This window comes from Glaciecola sp. XM2, assembly GCF_018595715.1.
In the GTDB taxonomy this organism is placed as follows: Bacteria; Pseudomonadota; Gammaproteobacteria; order Enterobacterales; family Alteromonadaceae; genus Glaciecola.
On record NZ_JAHEOJ010000028.1, the window covers coordinates 133,482 to 148,615 of the forward strand.

Consider the following 15,134-nt stretch of genomic DNA (forward strand, 5'->3'; position numbering starts at 1 on the left):
CTCCATTAGTACTGTATCGGTAACATTGTACAATTATTGAACTTTTGTATAACAAATACAACGATTCGCATTATTAAGTCTGGTAGCGAATATAAAACGGAACGTGTATCACCTGATTTTGGCGTGAGGCTCTAACACCCAACAGCGCTCATTTTGTATGAAACCAATATGTTCGTAATATTGATTTGCTGCGGGCGCGGCAATTAGGATTAGTTTACATAAGGGGCCAAGTTGTTGCTGTGTAATGACTTGAAGTCGCTTCCCAATGCCGCATTTTTGATAGTCACAATGTACGGCAAGATCAGAGAGATAACACGCATAGTGGAAATCGGTAACGCTCCTAGCAATTCCGACAAGCTGAGCGCCATTCCATGCAGATACCATTAAGTTAGTGTTATCAATCATTCCTTGTATGCATGGTCCATTATCAACCGGACGGCGCGACCCTAATGTGGATGCATTGAGTAGGTCAATAAATTGCTTTGAAGTAATCGCTGCATTTATTTTGTATTCGATATCCATAATTCAAATTAACCTCTGTTCTTAGTGTGGCCTAAAGCATAAAAGCCCCGAGGAGACAATGTCTCTTCGAGGCTTTTATTCTGAGCATGCCTAAATGACATACTGGACTTATATTATAGCGGCTCTAGATCTTCACCTTCTTTTTCAATCTCTGGTGGCATCAAATCTTCTTTGCTAACACCAAGGAACAAGGCCACCGAAGAAGCAATGTAGACCGATGAATAAGTACCGATAAATACGCCAAACAATAGCGCCGTTGCAAACCCGTGTATGAGCGCACCGCCTTTGAAAAACAATGCTAACAATACCAATATCGTGGTTAATGAAGTGACGATGGTGCGGTTGAGCGTTTGCGTGAGTGAGATATTGATAATTTCAGCAGGCTCACTTTTTCGAACCTTACGGAAATTTTCACGAATTCTATCGCTCACCACAATCGTATCGTTAAGTGAATAACCAATAACCGCTAATAGTGCAGCCAAAACCGTTAGGTCAAACTCTAATTGCAAGAAGCTAAACAAGCCAAGGGTTAGAATCACGTCGTGCGCTAGCGCACCTACGGAGCCAAGTGCAAACCTATATTCAAATCGCATAGCAACGTATATAAGAATACAAATTAACGCTACTAGCATAGCTAACCCGCCTTGCTCAGTTAACTCTTCGCCCACGTTAGGACCAACGAACTCAATGCGCTGCATTTCTACGTTCGGTGTCACCGCTTTGAGTGCCGCCAACACCAAATCGCCTATCACCTCAGCTTGCACATCGTCACGAGGCGCCACTCTAATCAACACTTCTTGACTACTGCCAAAGTTTTGCACAACGGCGTCTGGAAAATCTGCCTGCGCTAAGTCTGCTCTTACCGCTTCTAAATTTGCACCGTCTGGGTAGCTTACTTGGATGACTGTGCCACCTGTGAAATCCAGCCCCCAATTTAGTTGATTCACTGCCAACGACGTTATTGATGCGAGTATCAACACCGTCGAAAATATCATCGCGGGGAAGCGAAACTTCATGAAGTCTATGGTTTTGTCGAGCTTTAATATTTGAAATTGCATATATCTACTCCCTATATCGCTAGTTTCTTCACGCGCTTGCCACCCCAGATGAGGTTAACAAGCACCCGCGTCACTATAATTGCGGTGAACATGGAAGTAACAATGCCTATCATCAATGTAATGGAGAATCCTTTGATGGGCCCAGTCCCCACAGCAAACAGGATCATGCCTGCGATGAAGGTGGTGATGTTGGCGTCCAAAATTGTTGAAAAGGCGTTATCATAGCCAAAATGAATGGCTTGTTGGGGACTTCGCCCTTCGCGAAGCTCCTCGCGTATCCTCTCAAATATCAGTACGTTGGCGTCTACCGCCATACCCACCGTCAAGACAATACCCGCCATACCCGGTAAGGTAAGCGTTGCGCCGGGGATCATAGACATAATACCAGCAATCATAATGACATTGGCAAGCAGTGCAAAATTAGCCACGACACCAAATGCTTGATAATAAACCAGCATAAACAGCAACACAGCGATTAAGCCGTAGGTAATCGCCTGCATGCCAAGTTCAATGTTTTCTTTTCCTAAGCTAGGACCGACGGTGCGCTCTTCAACAATTTGAATAGGTGCAATCAGTGCGCCTGCGCGAAGTAACAATGCCAAATCCCGTGCTTCACCGGCTGAATCAATACCCGTAATTCTAAACGAACTGCCTAACTGCGTTTGAATCGTTGCCACGTTGATAATTTCTTCATTCTTTTCGAAGATTAGCTTACCTTCTGCATCACGCTCATCGGTTGCCTTAAACTCTATAAAGACAGTGGCCATCGGCTTACCTACATTGTCTCTACTGACCTGCGACATTCTGCTGCCGCCTTGCGAGTCAAGGTTGATGTTTACTTGCGGGAAACCATTTTCATCCATGCTGTTACCAGCATCTATAATATGACTACCCTCTAGCATAATTTGGGACTTCAACAATATCGGCTGACCATCACGCGTATACAACAGCTCAGAACCTGCTGGAACTCGACCAGCGACTGCATCACGCACATCACCTGTTTCATCAACCAAGCGGAAGTTAAGCGTTGCAGTTGCATTCAAAATCTCTTTGGCCTTTGCCGTATCTTGTATTCCAGGGAGCTGCACCACGATGCGTTCAGCTCCTTGCTTTTGCACCAATGGCTCTGCTACACCGAGTTGGTTAACACGATTTCGGATGATAGTGATGTTTTGTTTGACCGCATAGTCGCGGATTTCTGCCAAACGGACTTCAGTAAAACTGGCACGTAACGTAAGGTCGTCACGCTCGTCGATTACCATATCTGGATAGTTGTTTCGCAAAAAGAATTGGGCACTTTCAAGTACGTCTGGAGCTCTAAAGACAACCTCTACAGAGTTGCCTGTTTTACGCACGGTACGATAGCGCAAACCCTCTTCTCTGAGTCTATCTCTAAACTCATCGACAATGCCACCAACGGCCGAATCAATTGCGCTGTTCATATCCACTTCCATTAAGAAGTGAACACCGCCGCGCAGGTCAAGACCAAGCTTCATTGGCGTGCCGCCCAGATTTTCTAACCAGTCTGGCGTGTCTGGTGCAAGGTTCATAGCTACAAAATACTCATCGCCTAGTTTTTTATCTAGGTTTTCACGTGCTACAAGCTGGGTGTCTGAATCAGGCAAGCGTACGAGAATTCGCTCATCGGCAAACTCGACCGCTTTAAAAGGAATATTAGCCGTTTCTAATGAATTTCTTACATCATCGACCATACTCAGGGTCACGGCGGTATCACGGCCAGAAGATATCTGTACCGCATGATCTTCGCCATACAAATTTGGCAGTGCATACAAGGCACATAAGCCAAGCATGAATATCACCGTTATATATTTCCATATAGGAGTTTGGTTTAACACAATCACATCCTAAAAAGCCGCTTTGCAAGCGGCTTTGTTAATTTACTATAAAGATTTCATGGTACCTTTTGGCAACACTGCACTAACGGCAGATTTTTGCACCATGATGCTGTTAGTTTCATTAAGCGAAATTTCTATAAAGTCCTTATCGTCCGCTACTTTTGTGATTTTACCCACAACACCGCCTTGCGTTAACACTTCATCACCTTTCGCCAATGAGCTCACAAGGTTTTTATGCTCTTTCACGCGTTTTGCCTGAGGGCGATATAATAAAAAGTAAAAAATTAGGCCAAAAACGGCCAACATAATTAGTGGTTCAAAACCGAACCCTGGCGCAGCGCCACCGGCATCTTGTGCATGTGCAGTTGAAATAAATAAGCTCATCTGGTTTCCTTCTTAATCAAAATTATATTTGTTGTTATTGTTAATCTTTTACAAAACTATTAATGCAATCTCTATAAACTCAAAATCCAACATCCTATAAGGGCGGTACTTCAAGTCCTTTTTTTGCGTAGAAATCATGGACGAAATCGTCTAAAGCATTTTCTTCAATAGCCTTTCGTAAGCCTTCCATTATCCGTTGATAATATCTTAAATTATGAATCGTATTTAAGCGTGCCCCGAGTATCTCGTTGCATTTGTCTAAGTGATGTAGATATGACCGAGAATAGTTTTTACAAGTATAACAGTCACAATTTTCATCCAAAGCTTGCGTATCGGTTTTGTGCTTCGCATTACGAATCTTTACGACCCCCTCGGTAACGAACAAATGTCCGTTGCGAGCATTACGCGTTGGCATAACACAATCAAACATATCAATGCCTCTGCGAACCGACTCGACGATATCTTCCGGTTTGCCCACACCCATCAAATAGCGCGGCTTGTGTGCAGGTATTTTAGGCGCGGTGTATTTCACAATGCGCAGCATATCTTCTTTTGGCTCGCCTACCGATAATCCGCCTATGGCGTAACCATCAAAATCAATGGCTTCAAGCCCTTCAAGAGAGACATCCCGCAGATGTTCATACATACCGCCTTGAATAATACCGAACAGCGCAGAGTCATTATCGCCGTGCGCATCTTTGCTACGCTGAGCCCAACGTAAAGATAGCTGCATCGAGGTCTCGGCTTCTTCTTCAGTGGCAGGGTAAGGTGTGCACTCATCAAAAATCATAACGATGTCTGAGCCTAGGTCACGCTGAACATACATCGATTTTTCGGGTGTGAGCAATATCTTTTCGCCGTTAATAGGTGATCGGAAGGTCACACCCTCTTCGGTTATTTTTCTCAAATCACCTAAAGAAAATACCTGAAAGCCACCCGAGTCGGTAAGTATTGGCTTTTGCCAATGCATGAAATCATTCAAATCGCCATGCTGTTTTATAATTTCAGTGCCTGGACGAAGCATGAGGTGGAAAGTGTTGCCTAGGCAAATATGTGCGCCGGAGTCATCAAGCTCCTCTGGCGTCATGCCCTTTACGGTACCGTAGGTGCCAACAGGCATAAATGCTGGAGTTTCTACCACTCCACGTTCAAACACTAGTTGACCACGTCGGGCCAAACCATCAGTGTTAAGAAGATTAAATTTCATTAATTACTCTGCGCTTTTTTGAGCCTGACAAAAAGTCAGAATGCCCCGCGTTAAAATCTGGGGCAGAGTATAGCAAAAAGTCGCCCCCAATAGCATCTTCAATCTTTGCTTTCACTGCATAAAATCAGGGGCTAAGCGTTTTTTGACTGACAATTATTTACTGCGTCTTTTTTTCAATAAACATTGCGTCGCCATAGCTAAAAAATCGATATTCTTGCTCTATCGCTTGCTGATAAGCATTCATGACCTCATCGCGACCCGCAAATGCGCTAATTAACATCATCAGCGTAGACTGGGGTAAATGGAAGTTTGTGATCATCGCATCGATAACTTTGAAGTTAAACCCTGGGTAGATAAAAATGCTCGTGTCGCTAAGAAAAGGAGCAATGAGCTTGTCATCTTGCTGATGTGCCGCCGATTCGATGGAGCGTACAGAAGTCGTGCCCACCGCAATCACTTTGTTACCTGCCGCTTTGGTCGCAAAGATTTTATCGACCACGCTTTGGTCTACCTCTGCATACTCTGCGTGCATTTGATGGTCTTCAATGTTTTCAACTCTTACTGGCTGAAAAGTACCTGCGCCAACATGCAGAGTGACAAAGGCAGTGTCTACGCCTTTATCTGATATCGCCGCAAGAATTTCGTCATCAAAGTGAAGACCCGCTGTTGGCGCGGCAACCGCGCCAGGTTTGGCGTTATATACGGTTTGATAACGTTCTTTATCACTGTCTTCGTCGGGTCTATCAATATAGGGAGGAAGCGGCATGTGGCCATGTTGCTCTAACAAATCGAAGACATTATCTTCAGCCTTGAAGCTAATATGATAAAGACTGTCTTTGCGCCCTAACACCTCTACCTCAAGACCCCCTTCCATCATTAGCACTGCACCGGCTTTAGGAGATTTACTTGCTTTTACATGCGCCAAAGCAGTGTTATCACTGAGCACACGTTCAAGCATGACCTCGACTTTTCCACCAGATGCCTTTTGTCCAAACAAGCGAGCTGGAATCACTCGCGTATTATTGAATATAAGTAAATCGCCTGGGGATAATATCTCTAAAATATCGGTAAATTGGCGATGAGTGACGCACGAAGTATTACCATTTAAACACAACATTCTGCTGGCGGTGCGCTCTGCAGCTGGATATTTAGCAATTAAATGCTCTGGTAAATCAAAATCAAAGTCGGTTATTTTCATGTTTCTCACTGCATTTTAAACGTCTGTTCTATACAAATTTGGTATCAATTAGAATACCTATGGTCAAGTTTCGATACCCTCAAAAGGGTGCGTATCATACCCGAATCGATTATGGTTAACGTTACAAATTTTAGACATCTCCCTATGTTTACAAGTTGTCCCTTTAGCCCAGCTAGATACGCTGGGCTTTCTTTTTTGGCTTAAAGCCCGTTTTTCTCTTTGTTTTCAATATAAAATTCATTACCCTACAAATATGTCGATTGTGCATACGACCTGCTAATGCATATACAAACGAGCACTTACTAACGCAATGACCCCATGGATTAAGGCAAAGCGTATTATGGTTAGATACCTAAGCGAAATGCGGTGGTATGTGATTGTTATGTTCACCATTGGGTACGCAGCTTCTTGTTACTTGCTGCTTTATGCGGCAGGCGAGCAAAGTCTGTTAGCGCCCGACGATTTCGTCTATTGGATGGTCGTTACTGGTTCGACGGTTGGTTATGGTGATATGTCACCGTCTACGGCTGCCGGTAAATGGGTGGTAGCCTTGTATGTTATACCAGCGGGATTAAGTATCTTTGCGTTAATACTAGGTCGAGTTGCAAGTTGGGTAGGTAGACAATGGCAAAAAGGGGCGAAAGGTTTGAATACACTTAATCTCGATAATCACGTAGTTTTAATCGGTTGGAATGGCAAGCGCACCATGCAATTGCTAAAGCTTCTGTTGATTGAAAAAGAAAACCTCGACCACAAGCCCGATATTGTGCTGTGCGTGCGAGCAGATATTGAAAACCCGATGCCCTCACAAATTGACTTTGTTAAGGTATCTTCTTTTAATAACGATGAAGAAATGGATCGGGCGTGCATTGCAAGCGCTTCTACCATTGTTATCGATAATCCGCATGACGACATGACGATGACAACTGCACTGTATTGCTCTCAGCGCAATAAAAAAGCTCACAAAGTCATCTATTTTGACGACGAATCATTGGTAGGGCTGATAAAACAACATTGTCCTGAAATTGAATGCACGCCCAGCGTGGCCGTTGAAATGCTCGCAAAATCGGCGTTTGACCCTGGTTCTAGCCTTCTGCATCATGATTTACTAGACGTTTATGAAGGGCAAGCACAGTTTTCCGCCACTATCAGCGAACAAGCCGATAACATCAAAGTGGAGTCGTTGTTTATTGCAATGAAGAAGCACTATAATGCGACTTTCATTGGTTTTGCTGCGCATCATGACATTCACAATATTATCGTTAACCCGCCGTTGGATGCGAACCTTAGCGCTGGAGATAAGATTTTCTATATAGCCGACAGACGAATTAGAAATATTAACTGGGAAATGCTATCAATATGACTCGACAAAAAGCGCCTTGCTTACAAATAGTTAAGCAAGCAATTGTGCCTTTTTATCGAATTTATCTATTATTTGAACAATTTTTTTGTAGAATAAGCGTCCGCTTATCATAGAAGTAGCTACATGACCGAAACCGCGAAAGTACCTCAAAAGCCTCATCAAACTGGCTTTTTCGGAAACCTTGTTTTTAATATTATCATTCCTGTGCTCGTGATGAGCTATCTTAGCTCCGACGAGTATTTAGGGCCGATGTACAGCGTGGTCGTCGCACTAGCTTTCCCTTTCTGCTTTGGCTTGTATGACTTAAAGAAAACTAAAAAAGTAAATGGCTTCTCTATACTCGGTATCATTAGCGTATTGTTAACGGGCGGGATTAGCTTGATGAAGTTACCGGCTGAATATATGGCAATCAAAGAAGCGACTATTCCTGGCGTGATTGGACTGGCAGTACTGGTGACGCAATTTACCAAAAAGCCTCTCGTGAAAATGTTGATATTAAATGACCAAATCATCAACTGGGATAAACTGAATGCCAGCCTGGATGAAAAAAGTGCTAACCTTACTTTTAATAAAAAGGTCGCCGTTAGCTCTTACATTGTTGCCAGCTCTTTTTTCTTGTCTGCCTCGCTCAATTACATGCTTGCGAAGTGGATTTTGGTATCTGAACCAGGCACTACCGCTTATACGGAAGAGCTCGGGCGTATGACCGCGTTGAGTTATCCTATTATCGTCATTCCTAGCATGATTTTGTTGATTACAGCCCTGATTTACCTTTTTAAACAAATATCAAACTGCACCGGCGAACCTATCGAGTCTTTTTTAAACCAATAAGGTTCGCTGCAAGGTTTAACTTGCATATGCTGGGGTGATCGGACAGACAAAATCTTTAGGTTTTAATGCAAGCACCGAACTTGAAAGTTGCAACAGGACCGACTCTGCGGTGTTGCCAATCAACATGCCCATTATTCCAGAACGTCCTACCGTCCCCATCACTACCAAATCCACCGCTAATTCATTCACTTTAGCGGGTATAGAATTCACCGGTTTTCCCTTAATCACATGTTGTTGAATATCTAATTGTTTGATGGCGTCGTCATCAGATTGCTTTTGCATTTGTTCAATCAGATACGCGCTGGCAAATCGGCGGCGGCGATCCTCTTCGAGCAAAAACTCACTCTCAAACTTATCAGGATCGTTTGCCCATAGACTTGCAAAACCCGCAACAGAGGAATCGTAAGCACTGATCACATGCATTTGAGCTGAATCCTCGGTACTAAAAAGTGCCGCGTGATGTGCAATTCTAAAATTGAGTTCTGCCTCAATATCGTCATCTGAGAAATCAATAGCAGCGGCAATATTCTGATATTCATCCTTTGCGTGTTCATGAATGAGCCAAACCGCACACGGGCATTTTCGGAGCAAATGCAAATCGCTACTACCAAAGATAGATTGAAGCCAAGAAGGGTTTTCGGCCTGTTTTATGACCACGTCATAGTCATGTATCAAAACTTGTCGAATTACCTCCACGTACTCCTTGCCAACAACGACTTTTACGTCACTTGAAAGCGTACTTGGATAAGGCGCAAGTTCACTTTTTATACGCTGCTGTGTGCCCTTTATAATGGTATCTCGCATATGTTTTAATTTGTCATCGGAGGTACTGTAATGAAGCGCCGACAAATCAGGAAGAACGCATACAAAATCGAGAGATGCGCCTTGATCACTTGCAAAGCGAAGCGCTTTGGTAAACGCCATGGATTGTGTTGTAAAACCGTTGTCGGTTATAAACAAAGCCTTTTTAAAGCCATACATAGTATCATTCCTTGCTAACATCGCTCGTGTTTGACTTGAGCGATTCAATGAGCATCTCTGACGTCCTTAAAGCAGCATCGTTATATGGGAGTAAAGCCATATCAATGCCAGCGTCAGTTAAATATTTTGCCTCTTTTTGAGTATGAGAAACAATCGCGAACTTGCCCTCAAAACCCGCTGCTTTACTCAGTTGCACTATGGTCTTGCGAGTATCGTCTATTACCAGACCCAAATGGTGAGTGGGTATGGTAGAAACCAACCATTTTGCTTTTGAAAAAGGCAATTCAGACACGAACTCGGCATCGGTAGCATCCCCATAAATGGTGTCTACGCCAATCTCTTTGGCTTCTTTCAGCACTTCTGGATTAAAGTCTACCGCTAATACTGACGCGCCTCGTTGTTGTAATTGCTTTGCGATAGCAGTGCCAAATCGGCCAAGCCCAAATAAAATAATATCGTGACCGGCAACTTCACCCTCGCCCTTTTGTGAAACCTCGCGAGGCGTTCCGGTCTTCTCAAAATGGTAAAGCATCGGCTCAAACATTTCATAAAGTTTGTGCGAGTATGTGATCATGTAAGTTGAAATCGCAATGGTCACAATGCCCACCAAGGTCACTAAGCCAAGAATGTCTGACTGAAGGTGACCAATAGTAACCCCCATCGCTACAAAAATAAGGGAGAACTCGCTGATTTGTGCAACTGTTAGCCCAGCGAGGAAGCCTGTGCGTTTTCTATACCCAAGTAAGCCCATGATAATGAGCACAATGAGTGGGTTACCAATGAGCACAAAGAGTGAGAAAATGATGGCGGCAAAAACATGGCCACCTAATAGCGTGAGGTCCAACGTTGAACCCAAGGCAATAAAGAAAAACAATAAAAGGAAGTCTCTTAACGGAGCAAGTCGAGATGAAATACTTTCCTTAATGGGGGTAGAAGCAAGCGCCACCCCAGCGAGTAAGCCACCTAGCTCCATTCCCAACCCTACAAGTTTCCCCACCGCTGCGAACAGCGTTGCCAGTGCGAGCGAAAAAATCACCAGTAATTCGGGTGTTTTCGACAACTGCTTGGTGAGGGGATTGGCGATAAAACGAATAAAAAACATCACGAAGGCAACTAGCGCTAAACCTGCGCCAAACACCTTTAAGATAATGCTCAGACCTGATGCCCCTTCGGTATCTGCAGCGCCCATACCAATGGCAGCTAACACGATCATCGAAAAGACCACCACTAAGTCTTGCACAATCAAAAAACCAAGCGCGATTTGACCATGTAAGGAGTCAATTTCACGCTTATCAGATAGCAACTTAACGATAATAATGGTAGAAGAAAAAGTCAGAGCGACAGCGACATAAACACTGGTGAGATAATCAAAACCAAGCAGCACACCAATGCCAAAACCAATGATTGAGGTGAAAGCCACTTGGCCTAAGCCGGTAAGTAACGACACCGGCCCAATAGAACGAATAAGCTTAATATCGAGCTTAATACCCACTAAAAACAACAGCAGCGCAATCCCTAGCTCAGCAAGTAGCTCTATTTTTTCTTCCGAATGGACGACATCTAACGCGGAGGGACCGACCACCAAACCGACTACGATAAAACTCACAATCAACGGTTGGCGCAAATAAGTGCCAATGAAACCAATGACTGCTGCCAGAACTAGCAGAGCGGTGATTTCAATAAACGCAGACTGCTGTATTAACTCCAACATAAATTCCCCGAAGGTTAGTCGCTAGTTTCATAAAAAACTTCGCAAAATCAACATCTCAACAAAAAGTATAATACCTTGAAACAACTTTGATAAATACGATTTAACAAGTCCTTTTCTTCGGTTTATTCGAGCATTGAACCTCGTATTATCAGAATTATGTCCTGGCTTTGCTAGCTACTAGGTAATAGGTGATACCGAGTGCCAAGATAACCGCGGCTATAGCAAATACATAGTCAGCAGAGATTGTGGTGAAATCTAACACAATTACCTTTCGAGCAATGGCCATCAGCGCTGTCGCTATGACCAAACGTATATGGATGACATCATCACGAAGGTACAAGGTAATATTAGCGAAAATTTCAATGGCGATAAGCACTGCCAAGAATGAGGCAAATACAGTGAAGATATCGCCGAACTCAAGCACTAAGAACGGCTCGGCGATGAGTTTTTCTTTAAGCACAAAGAATACATCTGCGATACAAAATAAGATAACCACCACCATTAATATCGCCAGCAAGCGAATCGAGTGACCTATCACCCAATTCAACTTGCCAATTAACCAGTCGTTATCCGTGCGAGAAAAATGATGCTCTTCTTTATCCACAATGCCACCCATCTAAGTCTTTTTATATTTCTATAACACTTTAATGAGCTTGTAAATTAATCTCGAGCTTCTAGTAGTTCAAAAATCCTATGCGCAACTTCAATGTTGTCTAAATTGCCTTTAAATTTATCGGCACCAGGTCCATAGCCATAGATATTGACATCAACCGCAGTATGGCCATTTGTCGTCCACCCAGTGTTAGTGCGCTCGTTAACAATGCCTTTGATCACGTTCTCGACATCTCGTGATGACATCTCAGTGGTGACAGCATCTAGCAATTGCCCTTCTTGTGCATTTAACTCAAAACCTAACAAGTCAGAAACGATTGCTGCTCTATCGTCTGCCTTCATCATTTGAGCAGCAATAGTAGGAACCGAGGCCTTTGCATTTTGAATCCATATTGGATCCCAACGATAGCCATCTTTTCCAGCAACAGTTAGACCACCCGTGCTATGGTCAGCGGTTATCAAGACTAATGTGTCAGGGTTATTTTTTCCAAATTCAGCCAACACCTCAAGCGTGACCGCTAAATCGTGCATTTCAGCCATAGCAGAGCCGATTTCATTAGCATGTCCGGCCCAATCTACCTGACTCGCTTCGACCAGCAAGAAAAAACCCTTGTCGTTCTTGTGATTTAAATGAGACAGCGCCGCTTTCGTTAAGGTGCTCAATCGGTAGGGATCAGAATCATCTAATGCCCATGGCAGACTTGAGCTACCAAACAATCCCAACAACGGTTTATCTAAATCTACATTGGTAAGCTGTTCATATGTATCCACATATTGAAAGCCACTATTTTGAAAGTCTTCAATCACATTGCGGTCTTCTCGCGCAAAATGCTCAACACCAGCGCCTAACATGACATCTGCTAAAAAACGACCATCTATACGATCATCAAAAAAGCTATCGGCAATTTCAAAGTAATTGCGGCGCTGTTCATTCGCAACCATATAAGATGCAGGGGTTGCATGCACAATCGTAGAAGTGACCGCCAGACCCGTACCCATGCCCATCTTACGTGCGCGATGCAACACAGTTTCTACCGGCTCTTTATCAACAGTGACGCCAACGGCACCGTTATAGGTTTTTACGCCAGCGGCAAGAGCAGTGGCGCTTGCCGCTGAGTCGGTCACAAAGCCAGACTGTTGATGAGGGTAGGTTTGTACGGTGCCTAAGAGCATGTCGTCAAATATGATCGGCTCAACAAGCGGTGTAGAACGGTCGTCTTTAAAATAACGATAAGCTGAAACATAGGCTGGACCCATACCATCAGCAACCACCATAATAATGTTTTTAGGTATGTCGGCATCTACTTGATTGACTGAATCAGTAGAAACGGCGCTAGCCGAACAAGCAAATAAAAAGGCACTCGAGAATGTCAGTCCAATTGCTGACAACAAAGCATTTCGTTTCATTATTACATCCATCGTAAAAAACTGAGCAAACACCGCTAATGGCAAGCCTGCAAAATTAAGACCTTAGTATATCGTTAAATCATTTCAAATGAGTGACAGAACGAAAAAAAAATACTGATATATGTCACGCATGATGTATGGAGCTTATGAATATAAAGCGCTAGAGCATGCCAACATATTATTCGCCAATAGAGAAAGCGCAGGCATCATTCAGCAAATAAATACTCAGGATGATAAATATATATTTTTTTTATCCTCCATTATCTTTTAGGATGACGTCAAGGTTGATTAACGAAGTGACCAAGCACGCTACAAGTCATCGCGACAATCAACATTCAGTTCACCCGTAAAACGGCAAAGTTACCAGAGGAAATGAACATGTCACAATATCAACAAGACATCCAAAGTATTGAGAACTTAAAAGCAGCTCAAGGCACTGCATGGAATGCGATTAGCCCAGAGTATGCGGCACGCATGAAAGCACAAAACAGATTTAAAACAGGGCTTGATATCGCAAAATATACAGCGGGCATCATGCGCCAAGATATGGCTGAATATGACGCTGACAGCTCTAAATACACTCAATCTCTGGGTTGCTGGCATGGCTTCATCGGACAACAAAAAATGTTGGCCGTTAAAAAACACCAGGGCACAACTAGCAAAAGCTACTTATATCTTTCAGGTTGGATGGTAGCAGCACTTCGCTCAGAGTTTGGCCCCCTTCCAGACCAATCTATGCATGAAAAAACGTCTGTACCTGCACTGATTGAAGAGCTTTATACCTTTCTTCGTCAAGCCGATGCTCGTGAACTAGGTACCTTGTTTGACCAACTTGATGCGGCAAAAGCAAACGGTGGTGATGTTGCCGCTATCCAAGCGCAAATCGACAACTTTGAAACGCACGTTGTTCCAATCGTTGCTGATATCGATGCTGGTTTTGGTAATGAAGAAGCCACTTACTTATTAGCTAAAAGAATGATTGAAGCGGGTGCTTGTTGTATACAGATTGAAAACCAAGTATCAGACGCTAAGCAATGTGGTCACCAAGACGGCAAAGTAACCGTGCCACATGAAGACTTCCTTGCCAAAATCAATGCGGTTCGTTATGCATTCTTAGAGCTTGGCGTAGATGACGGCGTGATCGTAGCGCGCACAGATTCATTGGGTGCTGGCCTGACGCAGAAAATCCCAGTATCACAAAGCGAAGGTGATTTGGCTGCACAATACAATGCTTTCCTAGAGACAAATGATGTTAACTCTGTGGATGATTTAGGTGAAGGCGATACCGTAATGAAGTTAGACGGTAAGCTTGTTAAACCAGTGCGTTTACCTAACGGCTTATACAAGTTTAAAGAAGACACCGGCGTTGACCGCGTTGTGCTTGACTGTATTACTAGCTTACAAAATGGCGCTGATTTGCTTTGGATTGAAACAGAAAAACCTCACGTTGGGCAAATAGCCGAAATGGTAAATGCGATCCGTGAAGTTGTGCCAAATGCAAAACTTGTATATAACAACAGCCCATCGTTCAACTGGACCTTAAACTTCCGTCAGCAAATCTTTGATGCATGGTCTGAGCAAGGTAAAGACACATCAGCTTACGACCGTAATGCACTTATGTCATCAAGCTACGATGATTCAGAGCTTGCTCTTGAAGCAGATAGCAAAATCAGAACCTTCCAGGCTGATGCTGCGCGTGAAGCAGGTATATTCCACCACTTGATTACACTGCCTACATATCATACAGCTGCGCTGTCTACCGACAACTTAGCGAAAGGTTACTTTGGCGATGATGGCATGCTTGCTTATGTTAAAGGTGTACAACGTCAAGAAATTCGTCAAGGCTTAGCCTGCGTGAAACACCAAGCAATGGCTGGTTCTGACTTAGGTGATACTCATAAAGAGTACTTCTCTGGGGAGCAAGCGCTTAAAGCCTCTGGTGACGATAACACTATGAATCAGTTTGATGTGGTAGCGTAAATTTAGTACGCAAAAACAAGCAAA

Annotated in this window: 13 protein-coding genes; 3 read left to right on the forward strand and 10 right to left on the reverse strand. The window is 43.6% G+C overall.

Going from position 1 to position 15,134, the window contains the following annotated elements:
* Window positions 1-108 precede the first annotated feature (108 nt).
* The 6 genes from KJ365_RS16040 to queA form a co-directional block, all read right to left on the reverse strand.
* Complete coding sequence (locus KJ365_RS16040) at window positions 109-522, reverse strand: GNAT family N-acetyltransferase (RefSeq protein WP_214452688.1); 414 nt, start codon at window positions 520-522, stop codon at window positions 109-111.
* Window positions 523-635: 113 nt separating this feature from the next.
* Complete coding sequence (secF, locus tag KJ365_RS16045; protein WP_214452689.1) at window positions 636-1,580, reverse strand: protein translocase subunit SecF; 945 nt, start codon at window positions 1,578-1,580, stop codon at window positions 636-638.
* Between the two features lie 11 nt (window positions 1,581-1,591).
* The gene (secD, locus tag KJ365_RS16050) at window positions 1,592-3,436 is read right to left on the reverse strand and encodes a protein translocase subunit SecD (protein WP_214452690.1); all 1,845 of its coding nucleotides are present in this window, start codon (window positions 3,434-3,436) and stop codon (window positions 1,592-1,594) included.
* Between the two features lie 45 nt (window positions 3,437-3,481).
* Window positions 3,482-3,820: a preprotein translocase subunit YajC gene (gene yajC, locus KJ365_RS16055; RefSeq protein WP_214452691.1), complete on the reverse strand. Its 339-nt coding sequence runs from the start codon at window positions 3,818-3,820 to the stop codon at window positions 3,482-3,484.
* A 94-nt stretch (window positions 3,821-3,914) separates the two neighbouring features.
* Entirely contained in the window at window positions 3,915-5,027 is a 1,113-nt protein-coding gene (gene tgt / locus KJ365_RS16060; RefSeq protein ID WP_214452692.1) for a tRNA guanosine(34) transglycosylase Tgt, read from the reverse strand.
* Between the two features lie 157 nt (window positions 5,028-5,184).
* A complete protein-coding gene (gene queA / locus KJ365_RS16065) occupies window positions 5,185-6,225 on the reverse strand; it encodes a tRNA preQ1(34) S-adenosylmethionine ribosyltransferase-isomerase QueA (RefSeq protein ID WP_214452693.1) in 1,041 nt (346 codons plus the stop codon).
* Window positions 6,226-6,535: 310 nt separating this feature from the next.
* Between queA and KJ365_RS16070 the strand changes: the two genes are divergently transcribed.
* Together KJ365_RS16070 and KJ365_RS16075 are read left to right on the forward strand one after the other, a co-directional pair.
* Window positions 6,536-7,588 (forward strand): potassium channel family protein, encoded by a 1,053-nt coding sequence (locus tag KJ365_RS16070; RefSeq protein ID WP_214452694.1) that lies wholly within the window; start codon window positions 6,536-6,538, stop codon window positions 7,586-7,588.
* A 123-nt stretch (window positions 7,589-7,711) separates the two neighbouring features.
* Entirely contained in the window at window positions 7,712-8,419 is a 708-nt protein-coding gene (locus KJ365_RS16075) for a VC0807 family protein (protein WP_214452695.1), read from the forward strand.
* Between the two features lie 15 nt (window positions 8,420-8,434).
* Here the strand turns inward: KJ365_RS16075 and KJ365_RS16080 are convergent, their stop codons facing one another.
* The 4 genes from KJ365_RS16080 to KJ365_RS16095 all read right to left on the reverse strand — a co-directional run bounded on the left by KJ365_RS16080 (window position 8,435) and on the right by KJ365_RS16095 (window position 13,130).
* Window positions 8,435-9,400 (reverse strand): universal stress protein, encoded by a 966-nt coding sequence (locus KJ365_RS16080; RefSeq protein WP_214452696.1) that lies wholly within the window; start codon window positions 9,398-9,400, stop codon window positions 8,435-8,437.
* A 4-nt stretch (window positions 9,401-9,404) separates the two neighbouring features.
* Complete coding sequence (locus tag KJ365_RS16085; RefSeq protein ID WP_214452697.1) at window positions 9,405-11,111, reverse strand: cation:proton antiporter; 1,707 nt, start codon at window positions 11,109-11,111, stop codon at window positions 9,405-9,407.
* A gap of 154 nt (window positions 11,112-11,265) precedes the next feature.
* Window positions 11,266-11,715, reverse strand: coding sequence for a phosphate-starvation-inducible PsiE family protein (locus tag KJ365_RS16090; RefSeq protein WP_352109438.1), 450 nt, complete (start codon window positions 11,713-11,715; stop codon window positions 11,266-11,268).
* Window positions 11,716-11,771: 56 nt separating this feature from the next.
* Window positions 11,772-13,130, reverse strand: a complete 1,359-nt coding sequence (locus KJ365_RS16095) for an alkaline phosphatase (protein ID WP_214452699.1) — start codon at window positions 13,128-13,130, stop codon at window positions 11,772-11,774.
* 378 nt (window positions 13,131-13,508) lie between these two features.
* Between KJ365_RS16095 and KJ365_RS16100 the strand changes: the two genes are divergently transcribed.
* Entirely contained in the window at window positions 13,509-15,110 is a 1,602-nt protein-coding gene (locus tag KJ365_RS16100; protein ID WP_214452700.1) for an isocitrate lyase, read from the forward strand.
* The last annotated feature ends 24 nt before the right edge of the window (window positions 15,111-15,134 follow it).

Excerpts from the sequence above, each read along its gene's own strand:
- KJ365_RS16040 (WP_214452688.1), bottom strand. The coding sequence starts at position 522 with ATGGATATCGAATACAAAATAAATGCAGCGATTACTTCAAAGCAATTT.
- KJ365_RS16080 (WP_214452696.1), bottom strand. The coding sequence starts at position 9,400 with ATGTATGGCTTTAAAAAGGCTTTGTTTATAACCGACAACGGTTTTACA.
- queA (WP_214452693.1), bottom strand. The coding sequence starts at position 6,225 with ATGAAAATAACCGACTTTGATTTTGATTTACCAGAGCATTTAATTGCT.
- KJ365_RS16070 (WP_214452694.1), top strand. The coding sequence starts at position 6,536 with ATGACCCCATGGATTAAGGCAAAGCGTATTATGGTTAGATACCTAAGC.
- tgt (WP_214452692.1), bottom strand. The coding sequence starts at position 5,027 with ATGAAATTTAATCTTCTTAACACTGATGGTTTGGCCCGACGTGGTCAA.
- secF (WP_214452689.1), bottom strand. The coding sequence starts at position 1,580 with ATGCAATTTCAAATATTAAAGCTCGACAAAACCATAGACTTCATGAAG.
- KJ365_RS16100 (WP_214452700.1), top strand. The coding sequence starts at position 13,509 with ATGTCACAATATCAACAAGACATCCAAAGTATTGAGAACTTAAAAGCA.
- yajC (WP_214452691.1), bottom strand. The coding sequence starts at position 3,820 with ATGAGCTTATTTATTTCAACTGCACATGCACAAGATGCCGGTGGCGCT.
- KJ365_RS16095 (WP_214452699.1), bottom strand. The coding sequence starts at position 13,130 with ATGAAACGAAATGCTTTGTTGTCAGCAATTGGACTGACATTCTCGAGT.
- KJ365_RS16075 (WP_214452695.1), top strand. The coding sequence starts at position 7,712 with ATGACCGAAACCGCGAAAGTACCTCAAAAGCCTCATCAAACTGGCTTT.
- KJ365_RS16085 (WP_214452697.1), bottom strand. The coding sequence starts at position 11,111 with ATGTTGGAGTTAATACAGCAGTCTGCGTTTATTGAAATCACCGCTCTG.